The sequence below is a fragment of the Nocardioides sp. N13(2025) genome (assembly GCF_051912545.1).
In the GTDB taxonomy this organism is placed as follows: domain Bacteria; phylum Actinomycetota; class Actinomycetes; order Propionibacteriales; family Nocardioidaceae; genus Nocardioides.
On the sequence record NZ_CP196809.1, the window covers coordinates 37757 to 62592 of the forward strand.

The 24836-nt window shown below is 72.6% G+C and carries 29 protein-coding genes; 14 read left to right on the forward strand and 15 right to left on the reverse strand.

The annotated features are described in order from the left end of the window. The first annotated feature begins 36 nt into the window (after window positions 1-36). Window positions 37-3231 carry an AAA domain-containing protein gene (locus ACS3YM_RS00210; protein WP_439939931.1) on the forward strand — a complete coding sequence of 1065 codons (3195 nt, stop codon included), beginning with the start codon at window positions 37-39 and terminating at the stop codon, window positions 3229-3231. Here ACS3YM_RS00210 and ACS3YM_RS00215 read toward each other — a convergent pair. Next, entirely contained in the window at window positions 3224-3652 is a 429-nt protein-coding gene (locus tag ACS3YM_RS00215) for an SRPBCC family protein (RefSeq protein ID WP_439938040.1), read from the reverse strand. The two genes, ACS3YM_RS00210 and ACS3YM_RS00215, sit on opposite strands and share 8 nt — an antisense overlap. A gap of 88 nt (window positions 3653-3740) precedes the next feature. Here ACS3YM_RS00215 and ACS3YM_RS00220 point away from each other — a divergent pair, with 88 nt between their 5' ends. Both ACS3YM_RS00220 and ACS3YM_RS00225 read left to right on the forward strand, forming a co-directional pair. Continuing rightward, window positions 3741-4205, forward strand: coding sequence for a hypothetical protein (locus ACS3YM_RS00220; RefSeq protein WP_439938041.1), 465 nt, complete (start codon window positions 3741-3743; stop codon window positions 4203-4205). Window positions 4206-4404: 199 nt separating this feature from the next. Further along, a complete protein-coding gene (locus tag ACS3YM_RS00225) occupies window positions 4405-5025 on the forward strand; it encodes a response regulator transcription factor (RefSeq protein WP_439938042.1) in 621 nt (206 codons plus the stop codon). Window positions 5026-5039: 14 nt separating this feature from the next. On the opposite strand, the gene ACS3YM_RS00230 is transcribed toward ACS3YM_RS00225, so the two are convergent. Genes ACS3YM_RS00230 through ppk2 form a run of 3 tightly spaced genes read right to left on the reverse strand, consistent with a single transcriptional unit; the run spans window position 5040 to window position 8413 of the window. Next, a complete protein-coding gene (locus ACS3YM_RS00230) occupies window positions 5040-5735 on the reverse strand; it encodes an exonuclease domain-containing protein (protein ID WP_439938043.1) in 696 nt (231 codons plus the stop codon). After that, the gene (locus ACS3YM_RS00235; RefSeq protein ID WP_439938044.1) at window positions 5732-7585 is read right to left on the reverse strand and encodes a DUF294 nucleotidyltransferase-like domain-containing protein; all 1854 of its coding nucleotides are present in this window, start codon (window positions 7583-7585) and stop codon (window positions 5732-5734) included. Before ACS3YM_RS00235 ends, ACS3YM_RS00230 begins: the two co-directional genes overlap by 4 nt. A gap of 15 nt (window positions 7586-7600) precedes the next feature. Beyond that, complete coding sequence (gene ppk2 / locus ACS3YM_RS00240; protein ID WP_439938045.1) at window positions 7601-8413, reverse strand: polyphosphate kinase 2; 813 nt, start codon at window positions 8411-8413, stop codon at window positions 7601-7603. Window positions 8414-8465: 52 nt separating this feature from the next. Between ppk2 and ACS3YM_RS00245 the strand changes: the two genes are divergently transcribed. Genes ACS3YM_RS00245 through ACS3YM_RS00255 form a run of 3 tightly spaced genes read left to right on the forward strand, consistent with a single transcriptional unit; the run spans window position 8466 to window position 10060 of the window. Then, window positions 8466-8945 carry a PPOX class F420-dependent oxidoreductase gene (locus ACS3YM_RS00245; RefSeq protein ID WP_439938046.1) on the forward strand — a complete coding sequence of 160 codons (480 nt, stop codon included), beginning with the start codon at window positions 8466-8468 and terminating at the stop codon, window positions 8943-8945. Between the two features lie 30 nt (window positions 8946-8975). After that, window positions 8976-9566, forward strand: a complete 591-nt coding sequence (locus tag ACS3YM_RS00250) for a rhomboid family intramembrane serine protease (protein ID WP_439938047.1) — start codon at window positions 8976-8978, stop codon at window positions 9564-9566. A 50-nt stretch (window positions 9567-9616) separates the two neighbouring features. After that, window positions 9617-10060 (forward strand): hypothetical protein, encoded by a 444-nt coding sequence (locus ACS3YM_RS00255; RefSeq protein ID WP_439938048.1) that lies wholly within the window; start codon window positions 9617-9619, stop codon window positions 10058-10060. Window positions 10061-10073: 13 nt separating this feature from the next. Here the strand turns inward: ACS3YM_RS00255 and ACS3YM_RS00260 are convergent, their stop codons facing one another. The 3 genes from ACS3YM_RS00260 to ACS3YM_RS00270 all read right to left on the reverse strand — a co-directional run bounded on the left by ACS3YM_RS00260 (window position 10074) and on the right by ACS3YM_RS00270 (window position 12516). Next, complete coding sequence (locus ACS3YM_RS00260) at window positions 10074-11495, reverse strand: FAD-dependent oxidoreductase (protein WP_439938049.1); 1422 nt, start codon at window positions 11493-11495, stop codon at window positions 10074-10076. Continuing rightward, entirely contained in the window at window positions 11492-11632 is a 141-nt protein-coding gene (locus ACS3YM_RS00265; RefSeq protein ID WP_439938050.1) for a hypothetical protein, read from the reverse strand. The genes ACS3YM_RS00260 and ACS3YM_RS00265 overlap by 4 nt, the downstream gene beginning before the upstream one ends. Before the next feature lie 209 nt (window positions 11633-11841). Then, the gene (locus tag ACS3YM_RS00270) at window positions 11842-12516 is read right to left on the reverse strand and encodes an HAD family hydrolase (protein WP_439938051.1); all 675 of its coding nucleotides are present in this window, start codon (window positions 12514-12516) and stop codon (window positions 11842-11844) included. A 123-nt stretch (window positions 12517-12639) separates the two neighbouring features. Here ACS3YM_RS00270 and ACS3YM_RS00275 point away from each other — a divergent pair, with 123 nt between their 5' ends. From ACS3YM_RS00275 to ACS3YM_RS00285, 3 genes are read left to right on the forward strand one after another with little or no spacing between them, the layout of a single operon-like run. Further along, the gene (locus ACS3YM_RS00275) at window positions 12640-13302 is read left to right on the forward strand and encodes a hypothetical protein (RefSeq protein WP_439938052.1); all 663 of its coding nucleotides are present in this window, start codon (window positions 12640-12642) and stop codon (window positions 13300-13302) included. A 49-nt stretch (window positions 13303-13351) separates the two neighbouring features. Next, window positions 13352-14026 carry a response regulator transcription factor gene (locus tag ACS3YM_RS00280; RefSeq protein WP_439938053.1) on the forward strand — a complete coding sequence of 225 codons (675 nt, stop codon included), beginning with the start codon at window positions 13352-13354 and terminating at the stop codon, window positions 14024-14026. Further along, window positions 14023-14988, forward strand: a complete 966-nt coding sequence (locus ACS3YM_RS00285; RefSeq protein ID WP_439938054.1) for a TIGR03557 family F420-dependent LLM class oxidoreductase — start codon at window positions 14023-14025, stop codon at window positions 14986-14988. The genes ACS3YM_RS00280 and ACS3YM_RS00285 overlap by 4 nt, the downstream gene beginning before the upstream one ends. Window positions 14989-15000: 12 nt before the next feature. Here the strand turns inward: ACS3YM_RS00285 and ACS3YM_RS00290 are convergent, their stop codons facing one another. The 4 genes from ACS3YM_RS00290 to ACS3YM_RS00305 all read right to left on the reverse strand — a co-directional run bounded on the left by ACS3YM_RS00290 (window position 15001) and on the right by ACS3YM_RS00305 (window position 17505). Beyond that, window positions 15001-15462: a hypothetical protein gene (locus ACS3YM_RS00290; protein ID WP_439938055.1), complete on the reverse strand. Its 462-nt coding sequence runs from the start codon at window positions 15460-15462 to the stop codon at window positions 15001-15003. A gap of 52 nt (window positions 15463-15514) precedes the next feature. After that, window positions 15515-16255, reverse strand: a complete 741-nt coding sequence (locus ACS3YM_RS00295; RefSeq protein WP_439938056.1) for a GAF and ANTAR domain-containing protein — start codon at window positions 16253-16255, stop codon at window positions 15515-15517. Window positions 16256-16340: 85 nt separating this feature from the next. Further along, window positions 16341-17015, reverse strand: coding sequence for a DUF6766 family protein (locus ACS3YM_RS00300; protein ID WP_439938057.1), 675 nt, complete (start codon window positions 17013-17015; stop codon window positions 16341-16343). Between the two features lie 82 nt (window positions 17016-17097). Beyond that, window positions 17098-17505: a hypothetical protein gene (locus tag ACS3YM_RS00305; RefSeq protein ID WP_439938058.1), complete on the reverse strand. Its 408-nt coding sequence runs from the start codon at window positions 17503-17505 to the stop codon at window positions 17098-17100. 114 nt (window positions 17506-17619) lie between these two features. Here ACS3YM_RS00305 and ACS3YM_RS00310 point away from each other — a divergent pair, with 114 nt between their 5' ends. The 4 genes from ACS3YM_RS00310 to ACS3YM_RS00325 all read left to right on the forward strand — a co-directional run bounded on the left by ACS3YM_RS00310 (window position 17620) and on the right by ACS3YM_RS00325 (window position 20504). Further along, on the forward strand, window positions 17620-18054 hold the full coding sequence (locus tag ACS3YM_RS00310) for a CBS domain-containing protein (RefSeq protein WP_439938059.1): 435 nt from the start codon (window positions 17620-17622) through the stop codon (window positions 18052-18054). Between the two features lie 109 nt (window positions 18055-18163). Beyond that, window positions 18164-19345 (forward strand): zinc-dependent alcohol dehydrogenase, encoded by a 1182-nt coding sequence (locus tag ACS3YM_RS00315; protein ID WP_439938060.1) that lies wholly within the window; start codon window positions 18164-18166, stop codon window positions 19343-19345. Window positions 19346-19347: 2 nt separating this feature from the next. Further along, window positions 19348-20295 carry an iron-containing redox enzyme family protein gene (locus tag ACS3YM_RS00320; RefSeq protein ID WP_439938061.1) on the forward strand — a complete coding sequence of 316 codons (948 nt, stop codon included), beginning with the start codon at window positions 19348-19350 and terminating at the stop codon, window positions 20293-20295. Continuing rightward, window positions 20292-20504 carry a CDGSH iron-sulfur domain-containing protein gene (locus ACS3YM_RS00325; RefSeq protein WP_439938062.1) on the forward strand — a complete coding sequence of 71 codons (213 nt, stop codon included), beginning with the start codon at window positions 20292-20294 and terminating at the stop codon, window positions 20502-20504. The genes ACS3YM_RS00320 and ACS3YM_RS00325 overlap by 4 nt, the downstream gene beginning before the upstream one ends. 21 nt (window positions 20505-20525) lie before the next feature. Here the strand turns inward: ACS3YM_RS00325 and ACS3YM_RS00330 are convergent, their stop codons facing one another. Genes ACS3YM_RS00330 through ACS3YM_RS00340 form a run of 3 tightly spaced genes read right to left on the reverse strand, consistent with a single transcriptional unit; the run spans window position 20526 to window position 23217 of the window. Next, the gene (locus ACS3YM_RS00330; RefSeq protein ID WP_439938063.1) at window positions 20526-21146 is read right to left on the reverse strand and encodes a methyltransferase; all 621 of its coding nucleotides are present in this window, start codon (window positions 21144-21146) and stop codon (window positions 20526-20528) included. Beyond that, entirely contained in the window at window positions 21146-22771 is a 1626-nt protein-coding gene (locus ACS3YM_RS00335; protein WP_439938064.1) for a phytoene desaturase family protein, read from the reverse strand. Before ACS3YM_RS00335 ends, ACS3YM_RS00330 begins: the two co-directional genes overlap by 1 nt. Next, the gene (locus ACS3YM_RS00340) at window positions 22768-23217 is read right to left on the reverse strand and encodes an SRPBCC family protein (RefSeq protein WP_439938065.1); all 450 of its coding nucleotides are present in this window, start codon (window positions 23215-23217) and stop codon (window positions 22768-22770) included. Before ACS3YM_RS00340 ends, ACS3YM_RS00335 begins: the two co-directional genes overlap by 4 nt. Window positions 23218-23370: 153 nt before the next feature. Between ACS3YM_RS00340 and ACS3YM_RS00345 the strand changes: the two genes are divergently transcribed. Further along, window positions 23371-24108, forward strand: coding sequence for a GAF and ANTAR domain-containing protein (locus ACS3YM_RS00345; RefSeq protein WP_439938067.1), 738 nt, complete (start codon window positions 23371-23373; stop codon window positions 24106-24108). A gap of 7 nt (window positions 24109-24115) precedes the next feature. Here ACS3YM_RS00345 and ACS3YM_RS00350 read toward each other — a convergent pair whose 3' ends face one another. Beyond that, complete coding sequence (locus tag ACS3YM_RS00350; protein WP_439938069.1) at window positions 24116-24826, reverse strand: ANTAR domain-containing protein; 711 nt, start codon at window positions 24824-24826, stop codon at window positions 24116-24118. Window positions 24827-24836: the final 10 nt, after the last annotated feature.

Genomic DNA, 24836 nt, shown 5'->3' on the forward strand with positions numbered 1-24836 from the left:
TCAAGCGTCTCGGCAAAGGTGGGCCAGTTGATCGACGTGCCCGACGCGGGTCCGTACTGGACACCTGTCGACCTGCTCATGCACCAGGACTGTGACCACCACCTGACGACCCGCCTCGCACGCCGCTCAGGCCTATGGGTCGATCCGGTGGAGGACCTCGCGGGTGCGTGGGGGCACGACGTGACCAGTCTGTTGCGCAGCCATGCCTCGATGGTCCTCAGCAAGATCACCAGGGACCTCGCTGGTGGCAGGGGTACGCCCTCGGCCCTGGCGGCCAGCCCGATCGACCTGGCCACTTTCGCTCGGGCGGTGGACGCGACGAGCATGGCCATGGCAGCCGAGGAGCCGGTCGTGGCGGGTGCCGCGTTCGAGGCTGGCCGCTTCCGGGGCGTGGCGGACCTGATGATCAGGTCGGAGGACGGCTGGGTCCTCGCGGATTCGCGCCTGTCCGCCATCGCGCCGGGGCATGCCGCCGTCACCCTGGCTGCGCTCGGCAGTGAGCTCGAGCGAGTCGGGCACGAGGTCGCGCCGTACGTCGCTCTCGTGGGTTCCGGGGGAGAGCAGCGCCGCTGGCGCCGGCGGCGCCTCGACGCGATCCTGGATCGCCGCAGGCGTCACGTCGAAGACGTCCTGGCGGGGGTGGGGCTCGCAGGCGACCGGCCATCGGCGCACGATCCCGACCGGACCGCTCGACGCGGACGCAGGTGCGAGGTATGCGCTGACTCCGGAGACGGGGAAGCGCCGGACGTCGCCGAACAGCTCCGAACGGCGGGCCAGCCTGCTGTCACGCGCTTTCCCGCCGCACGGCCAGGCGACATGTTCCTCCACGTCGAGCGACTTCAGCCCGAGCTCGGGTCTGGTCAGGCACACGTGCTCGTCGTTTCCTGCCTCAGTCCTCCAGGCTCGTCCGAGCCTCAGTGCAAGGTCTGGTGGGGACAGGACCGGTCGCAGCAGGTGAACCACGCGCTGGAGCTCCTGGACGACATCCGAAGGGCACTGGCCCACGACAAGACGATGCACGTGTTCCACCGCGGCACTGGCGCGGTTCGCCACCTGCTCCGCACGACCGCTGTCGAGCCGGAAGCCGGACATGTGCTGGCGAGCTTGCTGGGTGGCCGGAGCGGGCGGGTGCTCATCGACCTCGACGACGCGGCCATCGATCTGGGCGCCGCGCCCGGTCGGGGTGTCGACCCTGCGCTGGCGGCCGCTGCGTTCGTCGCCCAGCGGTTGGGAGACGGACCAGCAGCCGCGAGCCTGCGCGAGCAGGTGGTCGCTTCGGCCAAGGCAGCATGCCTCGAGACTCTCGAGCTGCGAGCCCGGGTGCTGGAGAAGGCTCAGGCGGCGAGTGGGGCAGGGGTGGTGGTCCCGCCGTTCGAGGACACCGCCACGCACGAGCTCGCGCGCACCCTGAGGGAGCGCGGAGGGGCGCCCCACGACCGCTCCGCCGAGGAGGAGGTCTGTGCCCTCCTGGCGTCGGCTCTCGGCTACTTCGAGCGCGAGCGCGCTGAGTTCGTCGGACGAGAACAGCGCTGGATGCACCACCCGCCGAGTGTCTGGAGCGATGACCCGGACGTGCTCGCCTTCGTGGAGCCGCCCGTCGTCGTCCGGGAGCCGAGTGTGTTGCCGGGCCACAGGACCCTCACGAGAGGCCTCGAGGCGTGGTCGCCGGATCATGGGAACTCCCGGGTGCGGCCGGGGCCGATGCGCGCCGTCGGCCGCCGAAGGGGTCAGCCAGGGGTGACCCGGCCTGTGAACGCGGAGCTCGGTGCATGCACCCTGCGGGACGTCGAGCGCGACGGCGAGGGACTGCTCCGCGTGTCCTTCGACCAGCCGGTGGACGAGTGGGAGCCGCGCGCGCTCCAACCGATCGCCCTGGTTCCGCGCCAGCCACCGGATGACTTCTACCAGTTCCGCGCTGTCCACGACCTCGCAAGCCTGGTCCAGGCGACGGACGTGCTGCCGAGGTCCGCCATGGTGGACGTGCTGGCGCGCCGTCCACCGCGACTCACGAGTGGTCTTGCCATGCCGAGGTCGGCAAACCCGAGCACCGACCTGCTCACGGCGCTCCAGGACCTGGACGACTCCTTCGTTGCTGTGCAGGGCCCGCCGGGCACAGGCAAGACCCGGTTGGGTGCCACGGTCGTGCGTCGACTCGTGCACGACGGCTGGAAGGTGGGGGTCGTGGCGCAGTCGCACGCCGCGGTGGAGCACTTCCTCCAGACGGCGATCAAGCACGGCCTGGACCCGGAGCTGGCCGTTAAGAGTCCGCGCAAAGGCGTCCGCCCCTCGGGCGGGTGGAAGGCGGTCAAGGACATCCCCTCCTATGTCCGGGCGAGCACGGAGGGACTTCTGGTGGGCGGGACGGTGTGGACGTTCTCGAACCCGATGCTTGCGGCTCGAAGTCTCGATCTCCTCGTGGTCGAGGAGGCCGGGCAGCTGTCGCTGGCCCAGACGATGGCTGCCGCCCGTGCGAGCCGCAACCTGCTGCTGCTGGGGGACCCCCAGCAGCTGCCCGGCGTGAGTGAGGGCGTCCATGACGAGCCTGTGGACGCCTCGCCCCTGGACTGGCTGACCCAAGGATCCTCCGTGCTGCCCGGCGCCTTCGGATACTTCCTGCCCGAGTCCTATCGCATGGGCCCGGCCCTGTGCGCGCGCGTCTCTGCGCTCTCGTACGACGGCAGGCTGAGGTCGCACGAAGCGGCCACACTGCGCCGCCTCAAGGCCATCGATCCCGGCGTTCTCCGGGTCGAGGTCGAGCACGCCGACAACGGGGCGGCGAGTCCCGAGGAGGCCGATGAGGTGGTTCGGCGGATCAAGGCCCTCCTCGGTGCCAAGTGGTCCGATCCGGCGAGGTACGACTACGCAGTGGGGTTGAAGGAGGGCGACTTCCTGGTCGTCGCCGCCTTCAACGCGCAGGTGAACCTGATCCGCGACAGGCTCGCGGCCGCCGGCCTCTCCCACGTGCGGGTCGGGACCGTCGACCGCTTCCAGGGTCAGGAGGCGCCCGTGGTCCTCCTGTCCATGGCGAGCTCCCGACTGGACCTGACGCCGCGGTCCGCCGACTTCCTGCTGGACCCTCGGCGACTCAACGTGGCGATCTCACGGGCGCAGTGGCTTGCCGTCATCGTCTGTTCGGAGGGCTTGGCCGGCACGATCCCTCAGGACGCTGGGGACCTCGAAGCCGTGGCAGCGTTCGTGGGCCTGGCAGACCGGGTCGAGCGCGCTACGTAACCGGCCTCTCGGCGGCCCGCGTGATCGAGGCCGCCTCCGTCTCGACGTACTGCCGGGTGAGCTTGCGTGTCATCAGCCAGCCGACCCGGGAGAGGGGTCCCGAGACCGCCACGGCGAGGGTGAGCCGGCCTCCGTCGGGGTGCGCCTCGACGTCGTGGGTGGCGGTGACGGTGACGCCGGGCGAGGCCGACTCCCAGGTGAAGGACGACCCGTCGACCAGGTCGGTTACCGTCCACACCGCGGTGGGCAGCCGCGGCTGCTGCAGGCGGGTGCGGGAGCCGACGGCCAACGGGCCCGGGTCGAGTCGCTCCACGGTGTCGACCGTCGGGATCCGCTCGGGCCATCGCTCGACGTCGACGAGCACCTCCCAGATGCGCTGGGGGTCGGCCGCGATGGTGACGCTGTGCTGGAGGCCGGGCATGCGTCGAGTCTACGAACGGGCATCGCCAGACGGGCGCGGACGCGGGACACTGGAGGCCGGACGTGACCTACGGGCGCGGGAGGGACGGATGGACGTGAACCCCACCTCGGACCAGGCGTTGCTGGAGGAGCTGCGGCGGCACCGGGCAGAGCTGCGCGACTCGATGAGCGCGCTCGAGGCCGCCCTCGCCGCCCCGGCGTCTGCCGACCGCGCGCGGTGGTCCGGCCGCGTGCATGCCGCCCTGCTGGAGCTCGCGGGCGACCTGCGCGAGCACGTCGACCTCACCGAGGGTCCCACCGGGCTCTACCGCGACGTGCAGACGACGGCACCGCGGCTGGCCGACGCCGTCGCCGGTCTGACGCGTGACCACGGGCTGATCGGCGACCAGCTCGAGAAGCTGATGGGCCGGGTGGCAGGACCCGACGGCGTCACGGACCCCGAGCGCGTCCGCGGCCTCGGCACCGCGCTCCTCGGTCGACTCGTCCGTCACCGGCAACGAGGCTCGGACCTGCTCTTCGAGGCCTACGAGCTCGACATCGGCGGCGAGACCTGAGTCCAGCGAGGGGAAGACCACCTGAACAGGTGGAATCGCGAAAGATTCGTGATCGTGTCTGGTGTCGGACACCCGTGGAAGCCGGTGAGCGGCCGCGCCGTGTCCTACATTGACCGCGGCGGTCCGAGGGAGCGTCGGTGGTCGGCGGTGGCGGGCCATCTCCAGCGACCGTGAGGCGAGACCAGATGCCAGTCCCAGCATGACCGTCCGCGTGGCGCTCCTGGGCGCCGACGAGCTCGTCAAGCGTGGCCTCGACAGCATGTTCCGCGCGTCCAATGGCCGCTTCCAGCTGGTGGCCGTCAAGGACCGCCTCCAGAAGCCCATCGACATCCTGCTCGTCGAGACCTTCGGCACGGCCGTCGACGACTCGTCCCTCGAGCGCGCGGTCCGCGACCCCCACGTCCGTCGGGTGGCCGTCTACACGTGGAACCACCACCCGGCCTTCCTCGACAGCATCGTCACCAACGGGATCTCCGGGTACCTCGCCAAGAGCCTCAGCTCCGCGCAGCTCACCGAGGCGCTCCTCGACATCCACCTGGGCAATCGCGTCGTCGCGCCCTCCCTCGGCCGCGTGCCCAGTGACGACACCCTGCGCGGCCTCGAGCAGGGCAGCCTGACGGCCCGCGAGCGGGAGACCCTCGCCCACATCGCGATGGGCAGCTCCAACTACGAGATCGCCCGCGACCTGGGGCTGAGCGTCAACTCGGTGAAGTCCTACATCCGCGGCGCCTACCGCAAGATCGGTGCCCAGACACGCAGCCAGGCGGTGCTCTGGACCGTCGCGCACGGCGTCCGCGTCGAGGCGTACGACAACGCCTGACCGCTGTCCCGCCGCTACCCCGACCGCTGGGGTGACAGGTCGCGCAGGAGCACCTCGCGGCCCAGCCGCCGCTCGAGCTCGGCGACCTGGGCGAGGAACAGCTCAGCGGCCGCGACGGCGTCGGTGAGGGCGTCGTGGGCGGCGTAGCGGGGGAGCCCGTAGACGCGGCGCGCGGCGTCGAGGCGCAGCGAACCGGACACCTCGCCGTGCTCGTCGGCCTGCAGGCGGCGCTGCAGCGCCAGGGTGTCGACGGCGGTCAGCCGCGGCCGGGTGCCGTACGACGTCCGCGCGGCGGCGGCGACGAACTCCACCTCGAGCGAGGCGTGGTGCGCGAGCAGCACCCTCCCGTGGAGCGCGTCGAGGAGCGGCGGGAGTGCCTCGGACAGGGGCGTCGCGTCCGAGAGGTTGTCGTCGGTGAGGCGGTGCAGGGTCGCCGAGTCGCCGACGTCCACGCCCTCCGGGGGCCGGACCCGGAGCTCGCGCGCCTCGGCGAGCACCACCCGCCCGCCGACCACCGGCACCCAGCCCAGCGACAGCAGGTGGTCGGAGGCCGGGTCGAGCCCGGTCGTCTCCACGTCGAGGGCGAGGAGCTCCACCTCGGACACCGGCGTCGTGTCGGCCGGGGGCGGGGACGCCGCCAGCGTGCGCAGCGGCCCCTCCGGGTAGTGCTCCGGGCCGCGGGCGCGGCGCCGGAGGAACGGGAGCCTCACTCGAAGCCCGGCGGCAGGTGGGCGGAGAGGTTCTGCTGGGCCGCTCGCACGATCTCGAAGGCGTCGCGCAGGTGCCGGCGCTGGCGCTGGGTGAGCTCGGCCGGCGCCAGGAAGTTGTCGGGCACCTGGCCGGCGCGTGCCTGTGCCGCCTGGTGGTGCAGGCGGAGGTAGGACATCAGCTCCAAGGCGTCGCGCAGCTCCGTGGCCAGGTCGGGGTCGAGCGTGCCGTCGGCGGCCGCGGCAGCCAGCCGGCGGCGGGTCGACAGCGCCGGCGACCCGGACCGCAGCGCGTGGATGCGGGCCAGCTGGACGACCGCGGAGATCGGCCGCTTGATGTCGAGGGTGTCGCGGTGCTCGCCGTGCCGCTCGAGCACCAGGCCGCGGAAGAACCCCAGCGGCGGACGCGTCGCGATGGCCTGGCGAGACAGGTGGCCAAGGAGCCGGGGCGAGGCCAGGGAGACCGACGTCAGGTGGACCTCCTCGGCGAGCTGCCGGTCGCCGACGAGGTGGCGCATGTCGTGGAAGATCGAGGTGTGCAGCACGGCGTCCGGCTGCGGCTCCCGCGACCACGCGACGAAGTGCTCGCGCCACTGGGCCACCGTCATCCGCCAGGCGGGGTTGGTCGCCATCGCCCCGCCGGGGCAGCGCGGCCAGCCGCACTGCTCCAGCACCATCGTCACCCGATCGGCGAGCTCGGCGAACCAGGCGGCGCCGGCCTCGTCGACCTCGCTGCCCAGCACGAGCGCGTGGTCCTGGTCGGCGGTGAAGCCCTCCTCGTCGCGGGCCGCCGAGCCCAGCACGACCCAGCTGTAGGGGACCGGCGGCGGGCCGAGTTCCTCCTCGACCAGCGCCACGACGCGCCGTCGTACGGCGTCACCGAGGGCCGTCGCCACCCGCGAGATGTCGGCGGCCGTGACGTCACGCTCGACGAGCTGGCCGAGGACGGCGCGGATGCCGGGGGCCTCTGCCACCACGCCTGCCAGGGTCGTCTGTGCGCCGATCGCGGCGGCGAGGTAGACGGGGTTGGCGTTCTCGAGGCGGACCAGGTCCGTGGTGGTCACCAGGCCGAGCGGTCGCCCGGTCTCGTCGACCACCGGGAGGTGGTGGATGTCGCGGCTCACCATCTCCAGCAGCGCCTCGAAGGCGAGGGCGTCGGCAGGGAGGGTGACCGGCTCGGCCGTCATCACCGACCGCACCTCGCGGTCGGGGGAGAGGCCGGCGGCGAGCACCCGGTTGCGCAGGTCGCGGTCGGTCACGATGCCGATGAGCTCGCGGTGCTCGACGACGAGGATGCTGGAGACCCCGGCGTCCGACATGGTCGCCGCGGCGTCGGCCACCGACCGGTCGGGGGAGGTCGTGACCGGCTCCCGGGTGATGAGGTCGCCGACCCGCGTGCCGAGCGCCGTGCTGCCCGAGGTCGCGCGCTGCAGGTTGCCGATCGCGCGCGACAGCCGCGCGTGGTGCGTCGCGGCGTAGAACGTCGCGAAGTCGGGATGGGCGCGCGAGAGCTCCTCGAAGGCCGCCGGCTCGAGCACCAGCAGGAGCGTGTCCTCGACCGCCGTGCACCGGTAGCGCGTGGGTCGGTGCTCCAACAGCGAGCTCATCCCGAAGGCCTCGCCGGTGCCGACCCGGTCGACCAGGTCGCCGGTCTCGTCGCGCACCTCCACGGCGCCCGAGCGGACGACGTACAGGCCGTCCCCCCGGTCACCCACGTCGAGCACGACGGTGCCGCGCCGCGCGTAGCGCAGCGTGCACCTGCGCGGCAGCCCGGCCAGCACCTCGCCGGGCAGCCCGTCGAACGGCGCGTGCCGGGCCAAGAAGTCCCGGACCTCGGCGAGCTCGACCTCCATGGCTTCGGGGTCGCCTCAGAACAGCTGCGGCACGAACGTCTGCTCGTGCATCGGCGTCCGGACGTAGGGGATGTCCTTGATCTCCGGCAGCTCCACGCGCTCGGGCGTGACGTCCTCGTAGTCGAACTGCGAGAGCAGGTGGCTGATGCAGTTGAGCCTCGCGGCCCTCTTGTCGTCGGACGGCACGACGTACCAGGGCGCCTGCTTGATGTCGGTGTACTGGAAGGTGGTGTCCTTGGCCATCGAGTAGCGGATGTAGAGCTCGCGCTCGGCGAGGTCCATGTCGGAGAGCTTCCAGCGCTTGAGCGGCTCGGCGTTGCGCGCCTCGAAGCGCCGCAGCTGCTCGTCGGCGCTGACGGAGAACCAGTACTTCAGCACCACGATCCCGGACCGGACCAGCATCCGCTCGAACTCGGGGCAGCTGCGCAGGAACTCCTGGTGCTGGTCCTCGGTGCAGAAGTCCATCACCCACTCGACGTTCGAGCGGTTGTACCAGCTGCGGTCGAACAGGACCATCTCCCCGGCGGCGGGCAGGTGCTCGACGTAGCGCTGGAAGTACCACTGGGTGCGCTCGCGGTCGGTCGGCTTCGGCAGCGCCGCGATCCGCACGGTGCGCGGGCTGGTGCGCTCGGTGATGCGCTTGATGACGCCGCCCTTGCCGGCCGAGCCGCGGCCCTCGAAGATCACGAGGACCTTGAGGCCCTGGGACTGCACCCAGTACTGCAGCAGCACCAGCTGCTCCTGCAGGCGCTCCATCTCGGCCTCGTAGACCGACGAGCGCAGCCGCCCGTTGGCGTTGTAGCGGTCGTCGTGGGTGCTGTCGCCCATGGCCCCTCCCGGCGGATCTGAGCCGAGCGTACGCCGCGCTAGCCTCGGGAGCATGGCACCTCGCATCGCGACCAACACCGACGTCGGGCTCGACGAGCTGCTCGAGTTCGTACGCCCTCGCCACCGCATGGTCCTGCTGACCCGCCGCGCCGACGGCAGTCCGCAGGCCTCGCCCGTCGCGGGCGGCGTCGACGACAGCGGACGCATCGTCATCGCGACCTATCCCCAGCGCGCCAAGACGAGGAACGCCCGCAAGCGGCCCGAGGTGTCGGTGGTCGTGCTCTCCGACGACTGGGACGACGCGTGGGTCCAGGTCGACGGCGAGTGCGAGGTGCTCGACGCGTCCGAGGGCGACGAGGCGCTCGACGCGTTCGTGGAGTACTTCCGCACGATCGCCGGCGAGCACTCCGACTGGGACGAGTACCGCCAGGCCATGGTCACCCAGGGCAAGTCCCTGCTGCGGATCACCCCCACGCGCTGGGGCACGGTGTCGACCGGCGGCTTCCCGCCCGAGGTCGCCGAGCGCGCCTGACGCTTTCACCCGCCCTGTCACGATGAGGGCATGCAGACCGTCGAGCGCCGTCCCGCCTGGCAGCAGGCGGCGCTGCTCACCGGCGGCTTCGTGCTGCTCCTGTGGGTCCTCGAGATCTTCGACGCGGCCTCGGGGCACCCGCTCGACGAGTACGGCGTCCAGCCCCGCTCGGAGGACGGCCTGCTGGGTGTGGTCCTCGCGCCGATGCTGCACTTCGGCTTCGACCACCTGGTCAGCAACACCGTGCCCGTCCTGGTGCTGGGCTTCCTGACCCTCGCGACGGGCATCGCCCGCGGGCTCGTCGCCACCGCGGTCATCTGGGTCGTCGGCGGGCTCGGGGTCTGGCTCTTCGCGCAGCCCGGCAGCACCCACGCCGGCGCCTCGGTGCTCATCTTCGGCTGGATCGTCTTCCTCGTCGTCCGCGGGTTCCTCAACCGGCACACCACCGAGATCCTCATCGGCGTCGCGGTCTTCCTGCTCTACAGCGGCGCGCTGCTCGGCGTGCTGCCCGGTCAGCCCGGTGTCTCGTGGCAGGGCCACCTGTTCGGCGCGATCGGCGGCTTCCTCGCCGCCCGCCTGCTCACCACCCGGGTCCGCAGTGAGTCGCGCATCACGTACTGACCGGTAACAAACGCCGGACGCGGTCCCCGCGCCGCTCGTAGCCTCCTCGCATGCGTGCTCTCGCCCTGCTCCTGGTCCTGCTCGCCCCTGCCCTCGCGGCCTGCTCCGGAGGGGGTGACGCGACCCCCGGCAGGGCCGAGACCGCGGCCCACGAGGAGGACCAGGCGGTCGCGGACTGGCGCGCCGCGGTCGAGGACGAGCTCGGCACCGACACCTTCGACTTCGAGGCCCTCCGGCAGGCCGCTGCGGTCGACTGCATGCGCACCGACGCACCGTCGTGGACCGTCGAGCTCGCCCTGAGCGGCGACGTGGCCACCTCCGGGCTGACGCGCGTGGGCCTCGAGCACGCCTGCTCCGACGTCGTACCCGCCTTCGACGAGGCGGTTGCCACCGTGGGGGAGGCCGCCGACCCGCTCGACCTGGTCTGCGGCCCCGGCGTGGAGCTGTCCTCGGAGGACGCGCTCAGGGCCGACCTGGTCTGCGCCCATCGCTGACTGTCGGCGGGAGTCAGCCCCGCCGCTTGAGCGGCCGCGTCGCGGGTCCCTCGAGCACCTCTCCCTCGCGGGTGAAGCGGGAGCCGTGGAGCGGGCAGTCCCAGGTGTCCTCGGCGTCGTTCCACTTCAGCAGTCCGCCGAGGTGGCTGCAGACGCCGACGACACCGCACTCGCGCGCCTTGGCCGCCGCGCCCGCACCCGGCAGCCGCTCGCGGAGCGTGCGGGCCGCGCCCGTCGCCACGGCAGCACCGACGCCGAGGTTGATGCGGACGACCTCTGCGGCGTTCGACGCTCCAGGGCTGCGCGTGCGGAGCGTCTCGGCCCAGGACGGCACCTCGCCCAGGATGTCGCTGGAGATGGTGCGGGCGGCGGCCACCGCGTTGGTCATGCCCCACTTCTCGAAGCCGGTCGCCACGTGGATGCGGCCCCCGCCGCGGCTCATCCGCCCGACGTAGGGCACGCCGTCGGGCGAGCCGTAGTCCTGCGCCGACCAGTGGTGGGTCTCGGTGGTCCCGGGGAACCACTGCGCGGTCCACGCCCGCAGCTCGTCGAGGTGCGCGAGGTGGGAGTCCGTACGCCCCACCACGTGCCCGCTGCCGCCGACGACGAGCCTGCCGTCCGGGGCGTCGCGCACCGACCGCGAGTCCGACCCGGCGGAGAGGTAGACGCCGTCCATCGCGACGGCCCCGTCGAAGGCGAGCGCGTAGGACCGTTGCGGCTCCAGCCGCGCGAAGTACATCCCGCGGTCGAGGATCGGCGTGCCCGTCGCGAGCACGAGCTGGTCGGCCGACAGCTCCTCGCCGGTGTCCAGGTGCACGGTCGGCCGGCCGGTCTTCGACACCGAGCTCACCCGGTGCCCCTGGTGCAGCGTCCCGCCGTGCGCGCGCAGCTGCTCGACGAGCGCCGCGAGCACCTCCATGGCGTCGAGCTGCGCCTGGTCGGCGAGCACGGTGGCGCCGACGTGGGGGAACGGCACGTCGAGCCGGTCGCGCCACTCCACCGGCAGGCCGAGCGACCCCGCCGCCCGGTGCTCGGCCTCGACGCTGGAGAGCTCGTCCTGCGTCGCGGCGTACGTCACCGCGACCCGCCGCTGGACCGGCACCGCGTGGTCGTCGCAGAAGCGCAGCAGCCACTCCATGCCCTCGCGGTTGGACTCGACGTAGGCCCGGGCGACGGACTCCGACTGGTGGCGCCTGATGCGTGACAGGTGCGTGCCCTGGAGCAGCGACACCTTGCCGGTGGTGCGACCCGTCGTCACGGCGCCGGCCAGCCTCGCCTCGACGCATGCGACCCGGAGACCGGCGCGGGCGAGGAGCAGGGTGGTGGTCAGTCCGGTGAGCCCGGCCCCGACGACGAGGACGTCGAGGTGCTCGTCCGGACCGGGGAGCGGGTCGTCCGCGAACGGGACCGCGCGGTCGAGCCAGAGGGAGCTCACGCGTCGGTCTCCGAGGGGTCGGTCGCTGGGGTGGGGTCGTTGGTGGGGTCGTTGGCGGGGTCGTTCACCGGGTCGGTGTCGGGGTGGGTCTGCGGATCGGCCATCGGTTCGGTGGTCGAGTCGTCGAGAATGATCATGGTGGGCTTCCTTCGGCGGGGGCGGGGGCACCTGTTCCGTACCCCCGAACGAGGAATCCAGTCGTGCCGCGCATGACCTGCCGGGGGAGGGGTACTCCACCCCTACGCCCGGTTCGCCTCGCAGCGACCCCGGCGGCCAGAGCTGCGAGGCTCGTCGGGGGTTGCTTGCCGTACGCCGTGTGTGTGGCCCCCGACGGGCCTTGCGTGGTTCAGCGGGTGCGCAGCGGGCTGGAGCCGAGGTGCTCGAGCAGGTCGCGCGGGTTGTCGTACACCTGCGCGGCACCGGCCGACAGCAGCCGCTCGGCCCCGACCCCTCCGCTGCGCAGCCCGACGGCCGTCAGCCCGGCCGCCCCGGCCGACATCACGTCCCACACCGCGTCGCCGACGACGAACGCCGGGCCGCCGCCCAGGCGGGAGACGGCCAGCTCGACGGTGTCGGGGGCGGGCTTGCTCGGCACGTCGTCGGAGCCGGTGACCACGGCGTCGAGGCGTCCGCGGAGGTCGGCGATGTCGAGGAGCTCGTCGACGAGGTCCGCCTCCGACGAGCTGGCCAGCGCGACCGGGTGCCCGTGCCGGGCCAGGGCCTCCACGAGGTCCGCGGCTCCCTCGAGCGGGCAGATCGTCCGCAGCCCGGCCCGGAAGTAGGTGTCGTGCAGGCCGCGGACGTCGTCCCCGACGGCGCTCTCGGCCGCGTCACCCGCGACGTACGCGACCAGGCGGTCACCGCCCATGCCGATGGCCTCGTGGATGCGCACGCTGCTCACGTGCCGCCCGACGTCGTGGAAGGCGGCCTGCCACGCCACGACGTGCTGGTAGACGGAGTCGACGAGGGTGCCGTCCAGGTCGAGGACGACGACGGGCTGCTGGGTCTGGTCGGCGTTCACGCCACCGGGTACCCCGATGGACGGGCCCCATGCACGCTCGCACGCCCGGGCGGGTGTGGTGTCCCACCAGGGGGAGGAGCACCATCGTGGTGTTCGTACCCGCCGGGAGTCGAGGTGCACGTGATGGAGCTGCTGCCCCAGAGCCGAGAGGCCCTGGACGAGTACGTCACGCCCAGCATCGACGACGTCGAGGGGCTGCTGCGGGTGATCGAGGGCTGGGCCGTGCGCGCCGTCCCCGAGTGCGTGGCGCTGAGCGTCACGCTCCTCGACGAGGACCTGACCTTCACCCTGGTCGACCCGGAGGCCGGCAGCGAGCGGCCTACGCCGTCGAGGGACGAGGACCGGCCCCGCTCCGGCGACGCCGCCGACCACGCCCTCGACGAGGGCGGGTGGGCCGACATGGCCCGCGAGCGTGCCTTCGAGGGCATCGAGAGCACCGTCTGCCTGCCCGTCGTCGAGCAGGGGCGCGCGGTGCTCAACATCGACCTCTACGCCTCCACCGCCCACGCCTTCCACGACCGCATCGACGGGCTGGTGGCCGCGCTGGGCGCGTGGCAGGCGGGTGCGGTCACCAATGCCGACCTCGGCTTCGAGACCCTCCGCCGGGCCGAGGCCGCGCCCGAGCGCCTCCGCGAACAGCGGCTGATCGACGTGGCCGTGGGCCTGGTCGCGGCCCGGATGGGGGTCACGACGGAGGCCGCCCTCGTGCTCGTGCGCAGCGCCGCGGAGTCCGCCGAGGTCACCGAGTCGCAGGCGGCGCGGGTGGCGCTGGCCCTGCTGGCGTGACGCCGGTCCGGGGCGTGCATGCGCCCCGCCCAGCGGGGTACGGGGGGCCATGGACCGACCAAGCAATCCCGGTGCCCGGCACGTCAAGGTCGCGATCATGGACGAGAGCGAGCTCGTCGTGCACGGCCTCCGCGCCATGCTCGAGCCGCACTCCACCGTCATCACGGTGGTGCCCCGCCGGCCCGACGGGCCGACGCCCCTGTGCGACCTCACCCTCTACGACCCCTCCGCGCACCGCCGCAAGGCCGGCGTGCGGGCGGTGCCCCAGCGCTTCCCCACCCGCATGGTCGCCTTCGGCTGGGACTGCAGCCCCGAGGCGGTCTCCACCGAGATGTCGCGCGGAGCCGCCGGCTTCGTGAGCAAGTGGCTGCCGGCGCGCCGCCTGATCTGGAACCTCCTCCAGATCGCCGACGGCCGCGTCGTGGTCGACGCCTGGACCGGGCAGCCCGAGCCGGCGCGCACCGCTGCGGAGAAGTGGCCCCTGACCCACCGCGAGACCGAGGTGCTCTCGATGATCGCGTCGGGCCTGGCCAACCGCGACATCGCCGAGCAGACCAACCTCAGCATCAACTCGGTGAAGTCCTACATCCGCGGTGCCTACGCCAAGATCGAGGTCACGTCCCGCTCGCAGGCCGTCCTCTGGGCGATCCAGCACGGACTGCTCGTCTCCGGCGACTCCGACGTGGACGGGCCCCGGGTCCACCGGCAGCCGATCCGCGCATGACCCGGTTCGGCTACTTCCTCTCCTCCGAGGAGTACACCCCCGAGCAGCTGCTCGAGCAGGCGAGGCTGGCCGAGCAGGCCGGCTTCGACGCGCTCTGGATCAGCGACCACTTCCACCCCTGGACCGATGCGCAGGGCGAGTCGCCCTTCGTCTGGTCGATGATCGGGGCGGTCGCCCAGGTCTGCGACCTGCCCGTGACCACGGCCGTCACCTGCCCGACCGTGCGCACGCACCCGGCGATCATCGCCCAGGCCGCCGCCACGAGCGCGGTGCTGCTGGGGCCGGGGAAGTTCACCCTGGGCGTCGGCAGCGGCGAGGCGCTCAACGAGCACGTCCTGGGGGACGCCTGGCCCCGCACCGACGTGCGGCTCGAGATGCTCGAGGAGGCCGTGGAGGTCATCCGCAAGCTGTGGACGGGCGAGGTCGTGTCCCACGAGGGACGCCACTACACCGTCGACACCGCCCGGATCTACACGCTGCCCGACACCCCGCCCGACATCTACATGAGCGCCTTCGGCCCCAAGGCCCTCGAGGTCGCCGGCCGGATCGCCGACGGCTTCATCACCACCCAGCCTGACGCCGAGTCGGTCAAGGAGTTCCGCGCCGCCAAGGGCGCCGACGCCCCCACCCAGGCGGGCTTCAAGGTCGCCTGGGGACCGACTCGCGACGAGGCGATCGACGCGGCGTACGCGCTGTGGCCCAACGCGGGCGTGCCGGGCGAGCTGAGCCAGGTCCTGCCGAGCCCGCGGCACTTCGAGCAGGCGGCCGAGCTGGTGACCCGCGAGAAGTTCGCCGAGAAGGGTGCCTTCGGGCCGGACGTCGCCGAGCACGTCGAGGCCTTCACGCCCTTCGTGGAAGCCGGGTTCGACGACGTGTACGTCGCCAACATGGGGCCGCACTACGCCGACATGCTCGCGGCCTACGGGTCCGACGTGCTCCCCGAGCTGAGGTCGCGCAGCTAGCCAGCCGGCTGGTCAGCCGTCGTACTCCGGGTCGCCCTCGACGTCGGCCGGGGTGGCCTCGTGGCCCGCGCGCCCGCGGGTGCGCCGCAGCTCCTTCATCTCCGCCTCGAAGACGTGGCGCCGGCCCTGCACCAGGTCGTCGAGGGCTCGCTGGTGCAGAGCCTTGGTGCGGGCGTAGAAGCCGTCGTCGAACTCCTCGACCATCTGGAACGACCACATGCCCGGCAACGGGTTCTGGCCCAGGGCCTGCTCGTCCAGCGCGTCGGCGAGGTCGGTGTGCCCGGCGTCGCGCACCATGGCGGTCGCCTCCTCGAGGGTGCTCTCGGCACTGCCCATCAGCCGGTGGAAGGCATACAGGTGGCCGCGAGCATCCTCGACGTGGTCGAGCGCCGCGGAGAGCTTGCCGAGTGCCTCGACGGTGGCGTCGCTGACGCCGGCCGGGCGACGGTGCTCGGGGGTGGGCTGGTCGTCCATGCGGTGAGCCTCACACGCCCGGCGGCGGGCCACCACGTCCGGACGGGCGGTCTCAGGCGCCCTTGTCGGCCTCGGCCTCGACCTCGGCCTCGGCGTCGACGTGCGGCAGCGGAAGGCCGCGGTCCGCCACGACCTGCTCCGCGAGATCACGCAGCTTGCGGTTGTCCTGCGAGGACAGGCGCCGGAGCACGTTGAACGCGGTCTGCTCGTCGAGGCCGTAGCGCTCCATCACCATGCCGGTGGCCTGCCCGATCACGGTGCGGGTCTCCAGCGCCGCGGCGAGGTGCTCGTCGTTGATCGAGCGGGCCAGCACCACCGCCGACATCGCGGCGATCACCTGCCCGTGCAGCACGTCCTGGTCGGTGAAGGAGTGCGGCGTGCGGGAGTAGACGTTGAGCGCGCCCCACGTGTCGTCGGGGCGGGTGAAGAGCCGGAAGCTCAGGCTCGAGCGGATGCCCAGCACCTCGGTCATGGCCCGGCCCCACCGCGGCCACCTGCCATCGGAGGCGAGGTCCTCGACGATGACCGTCGCGTGGCTGCGGATGGCCTCCCTGCACGGCCCCTCGCCCAGCTCGTACTGCAGCTGGTCGAGCTCGCGCAGCCTCTCGGTCGACGCCGCGGGCGTGTGGATCAGGCCACGCTCCACCAGCGAGATGCCCACGAAGTCGCAGGAGTCGAAGAACTCCGGCGTGATGTCGACCATCCGCTGGAGCGTGTGGGGCGGGTCGGCCTGGTCGTTGAGCTCGCGCACGGCATCGGCCAGCTGGTGCTCGAAGACCTCGCGGTCGTCCATCAGTGTCCGACCTCTCGAGTGGGTGGCCCCCTGCTGCCACGGTCCCACCCCTGACCAGCGCCTGCAAGGGTGCGGGGGGATCGGCTCAGCCCTCGACGCCGGTCGAGCCGTGGGGCTCGCCCACCGGCTTGCTCTGCGAGGAGCCCCGCTGGCGCAGGTAGATGGACAGCACGCACATGGCACCGACGGCGAGGAACTCGCTCTGCCAGTTCTGCAGGGTGCGCGCCCAGAAGTCGGCGTTGGCGAGGTAGCCGCCCCATGACAGCGGGTCCTGGAGCTGCTGCAGGCGCGACTCGTTGTACGCCGCCCACCCGGCCACCGACTGCACCAGCCAGCAGGCCAGGAAGATCGCGCCCATCACGATGGCGAGCGAGGAGGAGTAGACCGTGGTGCGCCAGTCGCCGGCACGTGCCCAGGCGGGGGAGTCCGGGTCGGCGTGCGGGCCGACCTTCTGCTCCTCGTCCGACTCCTTCCCGGCCTTGTCCAGCTCCTTGGACTCCGGTGAGCCCTTCTGCAGCAGCCACACGGTGGCCATGAGGTAGACCCAGAACTGGAGGAACTCGCTCTGCCAGTTCTCGGCGACGTCGACCGCGAAGTCCGACGAGGCGACGTACGCCGTCCAGCTGAGGGTGTCGAGGTGCTCGGCCACCTGCAGGGCGTTGAACTGGTGCCAGCCGGCGACGGACTGGCCGGCGAGGCTGAGCAGGAACAGGAGGCCGAAGAAGAGGCTCAGCGAGCTGTGCCGGACGAAGGCGCGCATCAGACGTGCCTGAGGCCCAGGGCCAGCATGACGGCCAGGCCGACACAGATGACGGCCAGGTAGGCAAGGAAGACGGCGCGCATCAGGGCAGTCCGACGCTGCAGTCGTAGGGCCGGGCCGGGACGGCTGTGCAGGCCGCGGCGACCACGAGCCAGCGCCCGTCGAAGCGGGACAGGAAGACCGTGTCGCCACCGACCTTGACCTGCGCCGACGTGTCGTAGACCTCGACCCGCACGTCGCCCGTCCCTTCGCCGAGGTCCTCCTCGAGGATCGCCTCCTCGCAGGGTGAGCCGGAGCTGGACTCCAGCTCCGACCGCGTGGCCGGGGCCAGGAGGTCGCACGCCCTGGCGCCGTCGCCGTCGCGTGCTGAGTCGAGGAGCTCCTGGGCGGCGTCGGTCGCGGGCTCGTCCTGCGTGCCGGCACACCCGCCGAGGAGCAGGACGCAGAGCGCTCCGAGCGCAGCTCCCAGGGGACGTGTGGATGGCGTCACCCGCAAGAGGTACCACGCGCGGCGCGGTGCCCACACCGCCCGATGGGCGGATCGTCGGCGAGCGCGTGGGTACGGGACACGGTCCAGGAATCCAGACGAGCTCGAGGAGCTGACATGACGACAGCACGAGAGGTGATGACCACGGGGGCGCGGTGCGCATCCGTGGACGACACGGTGATGCAGGCCGCGCGGATGATGCGCGACCTGGGGGTGGGTGCGCTGCCCATCTGCGGTGAGGACAACAGGTTGAAGGGCATGATCACGGACCGCGACATCGTCCTGAGCTGCGTGGCCGAGGGCATGGACACCAGCCAGGTGCGCGTCGCCGACTACGCCGGCGACGAGGTGGTCACGATCGGCGCGGACGACGACATCGAGGAGGCGCTCGACACGATGGCGCGCGCCGGCGTGCGGAGGCTGCCGGTCATCGACGGCCACGACCTGGTGGGCATGATCAGCCAGGCCGACATCGCCAAGAGCCTGCCAGAGGAGAAGGCAGGACGGTTGCTCGAGGCGATCTCCGCGGCTCCCACTACCGACCGCGCCTGACCCCGGGCAGACCTGCGGCCCGGCCCCGGGGGCCGGGCCGCTCACCGGCCGGGCCCTCGACGCCCGGCCGGACGCATGCGCACGGGGGCCGCGGGGCACTGGTCAGCCCATGAAGGCAGTCACGTGGCAGGGCAAGCTCGACATGCAGGTCATCGAGGTGCCGGACCCCGTCATCGAGGAGCCGACCGACATCGTCGTGGAGATCACCTCGACCGGGCTCTGCGGCTCGGACCTCCACCTCTACGAGCCGCTGGCGCCGTTCATGACGGCCGGCGACGTCGTCGGCCACGAGCCGATGGGCATCGTCCGGGAGGTCGGGTCGGCCATCTCGACCCTGGAGGTGGGCGACCGCGTCGTGGTGCCCTTCAACATCAGCTGCGGGTCGTGCTGGATGTGCGAGCGCGGCCTGTACAGCCAGTGCGAGACCACGCAGAACCGGGACACCGGCACCGGTGCCAGCCTCTTCGGCTACAGCAAGCTCTACGGGCAGGTGCCCGGCGGCCAGGCCGAGCTCCTGCGCGTGCCCTTCGGCGACTTCCTGCCGATCAAGGTCCCGCACGGGCCGCCGGACGACCGCTTCCTCTTCCTCTCCGACGTGCTGCCCACGGCCTGGCAGGCCGTCGAGTACGCCGACGTGGAGGACGGCGGCACGCTCCTCGTCGTCGGCGCCGGGCCCATCGGTGACATGGCGTCGCGCATCGCGATGCACCGCGGGCTGCGGGTCATCGTCGTCGACTCGGTGCGCGAGCGGCTGGCCCGGGCGCACGGCCGGGGCGCGGAGACGATCGACCACACCGAGGTCGACGGCGTCGGCGACCGTGTCCGCGAGCTGACCGACGGCCGTGGCGCCGACGCGGTCATCGACGCCGTCGGCATGGAGGCCCACGGCTCCCCGGTCGCGGAGGCGGCGCAGAAGGCGCTCGGTCTCCTGCCCCGGAAGGTGCAGGAGAAGGTCATGCTCAACGTCGGCTCCGACCGTCTCGCCGCGCTGATGAGCGCCATCGACTCCGTCCGCCGTGGTGGCACGATCAGCATCTCCGGGGTCTACGGCGCTCCCACCGACCCGCTGCCGATGTTCGAGCTGTTCGACAAGCAGGTGCAGATCCGCATGGGTCAGGCAAACGTCCGCAGGTGGAGCGACGAGATCCTCACCCTGCTCGAGAAGGACGACGACCTGCTCGGCGTCGAGTCCTTCGCGACGCACCACTTGCCGCTGGAGGACGCTCCCGAGGCCTACCGCACGTTCCGCGACAAGGAGGACGGCATGGTGAAGGTGGTGTTCACGCCGTGAGGATGCCCAAGCCGCGTGGCGTCCTGAGCGAGTGGACGTTCGCGCGCCTGGCCGCCACGGCCGGGGACGACGAGCATGGCCCCGCGCCCGCCGCCGACTCGTGGGACGACGAGGCCATCACCCTGTGGGCCCTCCACGAGCTGTCCTACCGCGGCTTCGAGGACGCCGCCGACCGCGCCGAGTGGGACCCCGAGGTGCTCGTCGTACGCCGTGACCTCGAGGTGGCGCTGGAGGAGCGGCTGCGTGCCCGCTGGTCCGGAGCCGACCCGCAGCCCGCCGAGGTGCCGGCTGCCCTCGAGCAGCTGGTGGCCGACGACGACGGTCCGTCGCTCGCCGACCACGTCCGCCGTCGCGCCGACGTCGACCAGGTCCTGGAGCTGCTGCGGCAGCGCTCCATCTACCACCTCAAGGAGTCGGACCCCTCCGCGTGGGTCGTGCCCCGGCTCCCGGTCCGGGCCAAGGCCGCGCTGGTCGAGCTGCTCTACGACGAGTACGGCGACGGCGACCCCAACCGGCTCCACGCCCATCTCTTCGCTCGCGGCCTGGTGGCCGTGGGCCTGCGCTCGGAGTACGGCGCCTACGTCGACGACGCCCTGCCCGAGACGCTCGAGATGAACAACGCCGGCTCGATGTTCGGCCTCCAGCGTCGGCTGCGCGGGGCGGCGATGGGACACCTGGCGGTGTTCGAGATGACCAGCTCCCTGCCGTCGCGCAAGCTCGTCCAGGGCCTGGAGCGGCTGGGCCTGGACGGCCCGATGTCGGCCTACTACGACGAGCACGTCGAGGCCGACGCCATCCACGAGCACCTCGCCATGCGCGACATCTGCGGCACGCTCGTCGAGGACGAGCCCGAGCAGGGGAGCCAGGTGCTCTTCGGGGCCTTCACGTGCCTCGACCTCGAGGCGAGGTTCGCCCGGGCGATGTTCGCGGCGTGGGACGCGACCCCATGAGCGAGCGTGGGCGCGACGACGACTTCGCGCACCCGGACGTGGTGATCCAGCCGCACGGCCCGATGCTCGTGCGCGGCGTCGAGTCGATCCAGGACGCGGACGGCACGGTGCACGCCGTGCACCGGCCGGTCGTCGCGCTGTGCCGCTGCGAGAAGTCGAGCCGGCTGCCCTGGTGCGACGGCACCCACAAGGTGATCCCGCGCCAGTGATCCTGCGCGGGTGAACCTGGGTCAGTGACCTCGGTCGAGGCGCACCAGCACCCCACGCTCCTGCTGGCGTACCTCGGTCATCACGAGCCCGCCGTCGGTGAAGCACGCCTCGCTCCGCAGGACGTCCGCCTGGGCGTGCGTGCCCAGCTGGAGCACGGCGGACCCGCCCGGGGCCAGGTGCGCGGCGATCACGGACAGGCAGGCGCGGGCGACGTCGAGGCCGTCCGAGCCGCCGTCGATGGCGGTGAGCGGGTCCTCCGGGAACTGCGAGGTCTGGTCGCGCGGCACCCACGGCGGGTCGGCGATGACGACGGGGAACTGCTCGTCGGGGGCCAGCGCGGTCTCGAGCCGCCCCTCACGCACCTCCACGCGGTCGGCCATCCCGGCCGCGACGGCGTTGGCCCGCGCGAAGTCGCAGGCCACGGGGTTGGCGTCCACGCAGACCAGGCCGCGGTCGGAGGTCGCGACGGCCAGCAGGCCGATGTGACCGGCGCCGGCGCACAGCTCCAGCACCGGCCCGTCGGGAGCGGCCGCCATCAGGTCGGCCGCCCACTGCGACTGCGCGGCCGTCCACTCCCGCGGGCGCAGGACGCGGTCGTCGAAGGCGATGGCGAGAGGCCCGAAGGCGATGCGTTCTGTCATCACGTGTTCCGTCCGTGGGTCGTACGCCGACGCGTCAGGGCGCGCGAGCGATGGTGCCAGAGGGCCGACCGGGCGGCGTTCGCGCCGGCCGCGCCGTGCACGCCCCCGCCCGGGTGGGCGGAGGCGGAGCCGAGGAAGAGCCCGCCCACGCCGGTCGCCGCGCGTCCGCGCATGGCGGGCACGGGGCGGAAGACCAGCTCCTGGTGCAGCTGGGAGGTGCCGCCGTTGACGGCGCCACCGATGAGGTTGGCGTTGCGCGCCTCGAGCTCGTGCGGCCCCAGGACGCGTCGCGCCAGGACCAGGTCCCCGAAGCGCGGCGCACGTTCCTCGATCCTGGCCTGCACCCGGTCGGCGAACCGCTCGCAGTCGTCGTGGTCCCAGGCCCCGCTGACCTCCCCGCCGGCGTCGCCGCGGGTCATGCCGGGCTGCGGCACGTGCGTGTAGGCCCAGAAGGACTCGGTGCCCTCCGGGGAGCGGGAGGGGTCGCTCGAGGTCATCTGGCCGGTGAGCAGGAACGGCTCGTCCGGCACGACCCCGGACGCCACCTGCGCCAGCGTCCGGGTCATCTCCTCCACGGAGTCGCCGACGTGCACGGTGCCGGGGAGGCGCTCCGGGCGGCCGGTCCAGGGGACGGGTCCCGACAGGGCCCAGTCGACCTTGACGGTCCCGGGGTCGAGCTCGAAGTCGCGCATCCCGCGCACCACGCGTGCCGGGAGGTCCTCCTCCGGCACGAGGCCGCCGAAGAGGTGCGGTGCGGCGACGTCCGCGACGACCGTCGAGGCGGCGTACCACTCGCCGTCGTGCGTCGTGACGCCCCTGACCTGCCCTCCGTGCACGACGACGCGCGAGACCTCGGCCCCGGTCCGGAGCTCGCCGCCGAGGCCGGTGAAGCGGGACACCAGCGCGTCGGTGAGCGACTGGGCGCCACCGCGCGGGACCGGGAAGCCGACCGTCTGCCCGAGCATCGTCATCAGCACGCCGAAGACGCCGGAGCCCGGTGAGGAGAGGGGGAAGTCCGCGTGACCGGCGTTGCCGGCCAGCAGGAGCCGGGCCGCCGGACCTGCGAAGAGCTCGCGTCCGAGGGACGCGACCGGCGTGGCCAGGCGCCGCACGGTGTCGAGACCGCCGGCCCGGGCCAGCGCCGGCACGAGCCGGGCGCCTGCCTTGAGCGGGGGGAAGGGGGAGGTGAGGCCGTCGACCAGCGCGGGCCCGATGCGGTCCCACGTGCGGCACAGCTCCAGCCAGGCGTCGCCGTCGCCGGCGCGGAGGTCGTCGAGCCCGGACGCCGTGAGCTCGCGGTCGCGGTGCAGCACGGCCCACTGCCCGTCACCGAACGGGTGCCCGAGCACCGCCGGAGCGTGCTCCCAGACCAGGCCGTGCCGTTCGAGCTCGAGCGGCGCGATCGCGCGGGACGCCAGCGCGAGCGGGTAGAACGCACTGAACGTGTCGTGGACGAAGTCGGGGTGCACCTCGCGGTCGCTGCGGACCGCCCCACCCGGCGCGGGCTGGGCCTCCAGCACGAGGACGTCCCATCCCGCGTCGGCCAGGACGTTGGCCGCGACCAGGCCGTTGGGCCCGGCGCCGATCACGATGGCGTCGTACGTGCGACCCACCGCCGTCGTCACCGCGCCCGGCCCTCCACCACGAAGGCGAGCCGTCGCAGGGTCTCGATGTTGCGGACGTGCAGCTGCGGGTCCTGGAGGGCCTTGGGGATCAGCGCGCCCGGCCCGGCGGTGGCGTTCTCGACGATGGTGACCACCGTCTGGTCGCCGGCCTCGCCCGGACCGGGCTCGAGCGAGATCTCCACGTGGGCGTGGCCTGCCGGCCAGGCGCGCGCGAGCAGCAGGATCCGCTTGCCCTCCTCGACCTCCAGGACCTCGGTGGTGTCGTCGAGCATCAGCGGCCAGCTGCCGACGCTGTGGTGCAGCCGCGCGCCGACCGCCGGCCAGGTCTCGTCGACGTCGCGCATCCGGGCGGCGCCCACGACGAACAGGGGGTAGAGCCAGCCGTCGGCCAGCACCGACCACACCTGCTCGGGGGTCGCTCGGACGGGGCGGCTGGTGGTGCTCATGCGGCGGGGTACCCCTGTCGACGCGCGCGCATGCGCGCCCCGGGAGTCCGTCCGAGGCGTGGTGTCGCGTTGGACCACCGGCCGTCGTCGGGATAACTTCTGCTCGGCTCCAGAACACGGGTCACAGGTGCGTCGTACCTCGAGGATCTCGCTTTGTCGTACCCCGACTCCTTGGCCGTGTTCGCGGCACTTGCTGCCGAGCTGCAGCAGGAACCCGACGAGGCCGTCACGTCCCGCGCGATCGTCACCCGCATGCGCGAGCTCGTGCCCGAGGCCGACAAGGTCAGCCTCACCATCCGCACGGCGCGCAACCGCCACAAGACCCTCGCCAGCAGCGATCCCGTGGCCGAGCAGGCCGACGCCCTGCAGTACGCCCTGGGCGAGGGGCCGTGCCTCGAGATCACCGACACCGGCGGCTGGGTGCGCAGCGGCGGCGTGGAGTCGGACTCCCGCTGGCCGGTGTGGGGACCGCGCGCGGCCGAGATGGGGGTGCGCTCCCTGCTGTCAGTGGCGGTCACCGACCGCGACGAGCCGCTGGGCGCGCTCAACCTCTACAGCGAGGAGCGGAGCGGGTTCGCGGACCGCGACGTCGTCGACCTCGCCCTCGTCTACGCGGTGCACGCGACCGTCGCCCTGTCGTCCGCGCGCCGGACCGCGACGCTGCAGACGGCCGTGAGCTCGCGGCACGTCATCGGGATGGCCCAGGGCATCGCGATGGAGCGCTACGGGATCGACCAGCACCAGAGCTTCGAGCTGCTGCGCCGCCTGTCCTCCACGACCAACGTCAAGCTCCGCGACGTGGCGGCGCAGATCGTGCAGACCCGCTCGATCCCGCACGAGCGCGCGCCCGACGGTGCCCCCGCGGAGCGCGCCGAGACCCTCGAGGGCTGAGAGCTCCTCAGACGGGCAGCGAGCCGTTGTCGAGGACGTGCTCGGCGACCAGCCCGATCTTCGTACGGCGGCTCCGGGCCGCCTGGCGCAGTGCGTTGAAGGCCGCCACCGCGTCGGCGGACTGCTTGGCCATGAGGAAGCCCACGGCGCGCTCGATCACCACGCGGTAGTCGAGGGCGTACTGCAGCTGGCGGGCCAGCTCGCCCGCGGTGTGCGCCTGCAGCGCCGCGGTGAGGGTGGTCGAGATGACCTCGGCATACCTGGCGAGGGCCGCGACCTCGCTGTCGTCCCACTCGTGGGCGTGCTCCTGGTAGACGTCGAGGGTGCCCACGGGCACCCCGCCGAGTCGCACGGGGGTGCCGAGGACCGCCCGCACCGGCTGGTCTGCCATCGCCCGCGCCAGCACCGGCCACCGCTCGGCCTCGGCCGTGACGTCGTAGGTCGTGACCACCTGTGCCGTCACGAAGGCCTCGGTGCACGGGCCCTGACCGGCCTCGGCCTCGGTCTTCTCCAGCAGCCGTCCCGGACCGCTGGTGGCCGCGACGTAGCGGAGCATGTCCTGCTCGTCGGCGACCAGCAGGCCGGCGCCGCCGACGTCGAAGAGGTCGACGCAGGCCTGGAGCACGGCCTCGAGGGCGGAGACGACGCTGCCATTGTCCTCGCGGGAGTGGGTGAGGCGGCGCAGGCTCTCCGCGAGCGCGGCGTCGTCGATGTTCATGGGTGGATCC

Coding starts and splice junctions, on each gene's coding strand:
- ACS3YM_RS00225 (WP_439938042.1), top strand. CDS start 4,405: ATGACCGTCCGCGTGGCGCTCCTGGGCGCCGACGAGCTCGTCAAGCGT.
- ACS3YM_RS00350 (WP_439938069.1), bottom strand. CDS start 24,826: ATGAACATCGACGACGCCGCGCTCGCGGAGAGCCTGCGCCGCCTCACC.
- ACS3YM_RS00285 (WP_439938054.1), top strand. CDS start 14,023: ATGACCCGGTTCGGCTACTTCCTCTCCTCCGAGGAGTACACCCCCGAG.
- ACS3YM_RS00320 (WP_439938061.1), top strand. CDS start 19,348: ATGCCCAAGCCGCGTGGCGTCCTGAGCGAGTGGACGTTCGCGCGCCTG.
- ACS3YM_RS00255 (WP_439938048.1), top strand. CDS start 9,617: ATGCGTGCTCTCGCCCTGCTCCTGGTCCTGCTCGCCCCTGCCCTCGCG.
- ACS3YM_RS00215 (WP_439938040.1), bottom strand. CDS start 3,652: ATGCCCGGCCTCCAGCACAGCGTCACCATCGCGGCCGACCCCCAGCGC.
- ACS3YM_RS00245 (WP_439938046.1), top strand. CDS start 8,466: ATGGCACCTCGCATCGCGACCAACACCGACGTCGGGCTCGACGAGCTG.
- ACS3YM_RS00340 (WP_439938065.1), bottom strand. CDS start 23,217: ATGAGCACCACCAGCCGCCCCGTCCGAGCGACCCCCGAGCAGGTGTGG.
- ACS3YM_RS00265 (WP_439938050.1), bottom strand. CDS start 11,632: ATGATCATTCTCGACGACTCGACCACCGAACCGATGGCCGATCCGCAG.
- ACS3YM_RS00275 (WP_439938052.1), top strand. CDS start 12,640: ATGGAGCTGCTGCCCCAGAGCCGAGAGGCCCTGGACGAGTACGTCACG.
- ACS3YM_RS00250 (WP_439938047.1), top strand. CDS start 8,976: ATGCAGACCGTCGAGCGCCGTCCCGCCTGGCAGCAGGCGGCGCTGCTC.
- ppk2 (WP_439938045.1), bottom strand. CDS start 8,413: ATGGGCGACAGCACCCACGACGACCGCTACAACGCCAACGGGCGGCTG.
- ACS3YM_RS00235 (WP_439938044.1), bottom strand. CDS start 7,585: ATGGAGGTCGAGCTCGCCGAGGTCCGGGACTTCTTGGCCCGGCACGCG.
- ACS3YM_RS00290 (WP_439938055.1), bottom strand. CDS start 15,462: ATGGACGACCAGCCCACCCCCGAGCACCGTCGCCCGGCCGGCGTCAGC.
- ACS3YM_RS00310 (WP_439938059.1), top strand. CDS start 17,620: ATGACGACAGCACGAGAGGTGATGACCACGGGGGCGCGGTGCGCATCC.
- ACS3YM_RS00300 (WP_439938057.1), bottom strand. CDS start 17,015: ATGCGCGCCTTCGTCCGGCACAGCTCGCTGAGCCTCTTCTTCGGCCTC.
- ACS3YM_RS00280 (WP_439938053.1), top strand. CDS start 13,352: ATGGACCGACCAAGCAATCCCGGTGCCCGGCACGTCAAGGTCGCGATC.
- ACS3YM_RS00220 (WP_439938041.1), top strand. CDS start 3,741: ATGGACGTGAACCCCACCTCGGACCAGGCGTTGCTGGAGGAGCTGCGG.
- ACS3YM_RS00315 (WP_439938060.1), top strand. CDS start 18,164: ATGAAGGCAGTCACGTGGCAGGGCAAGCTCGACATGCAGGTCATCGAG.
- ACS3YM_RS00325 (WP_439938062.1), top strand. CDS start 20,292: ATGAGCGAGCGTGGGCGCGACGACGACTTCGCGCACCCGGACGTGGTG.
- ACS3YM_RS00295 (WP_439938056.1), bottom strand. CDS start 16,255: ATGGACGACCGCGAGGTCTTCGAGCACCAGCTGGCCGATGCCGTGCGC.
- ACS3YM_RS00330 (WP_439938063.1), bottom strand. CDS start 21,146: ATGACAGAACGCATCGCCTTCGGGCCTCTCGCCATCGCCTTCGACGAC.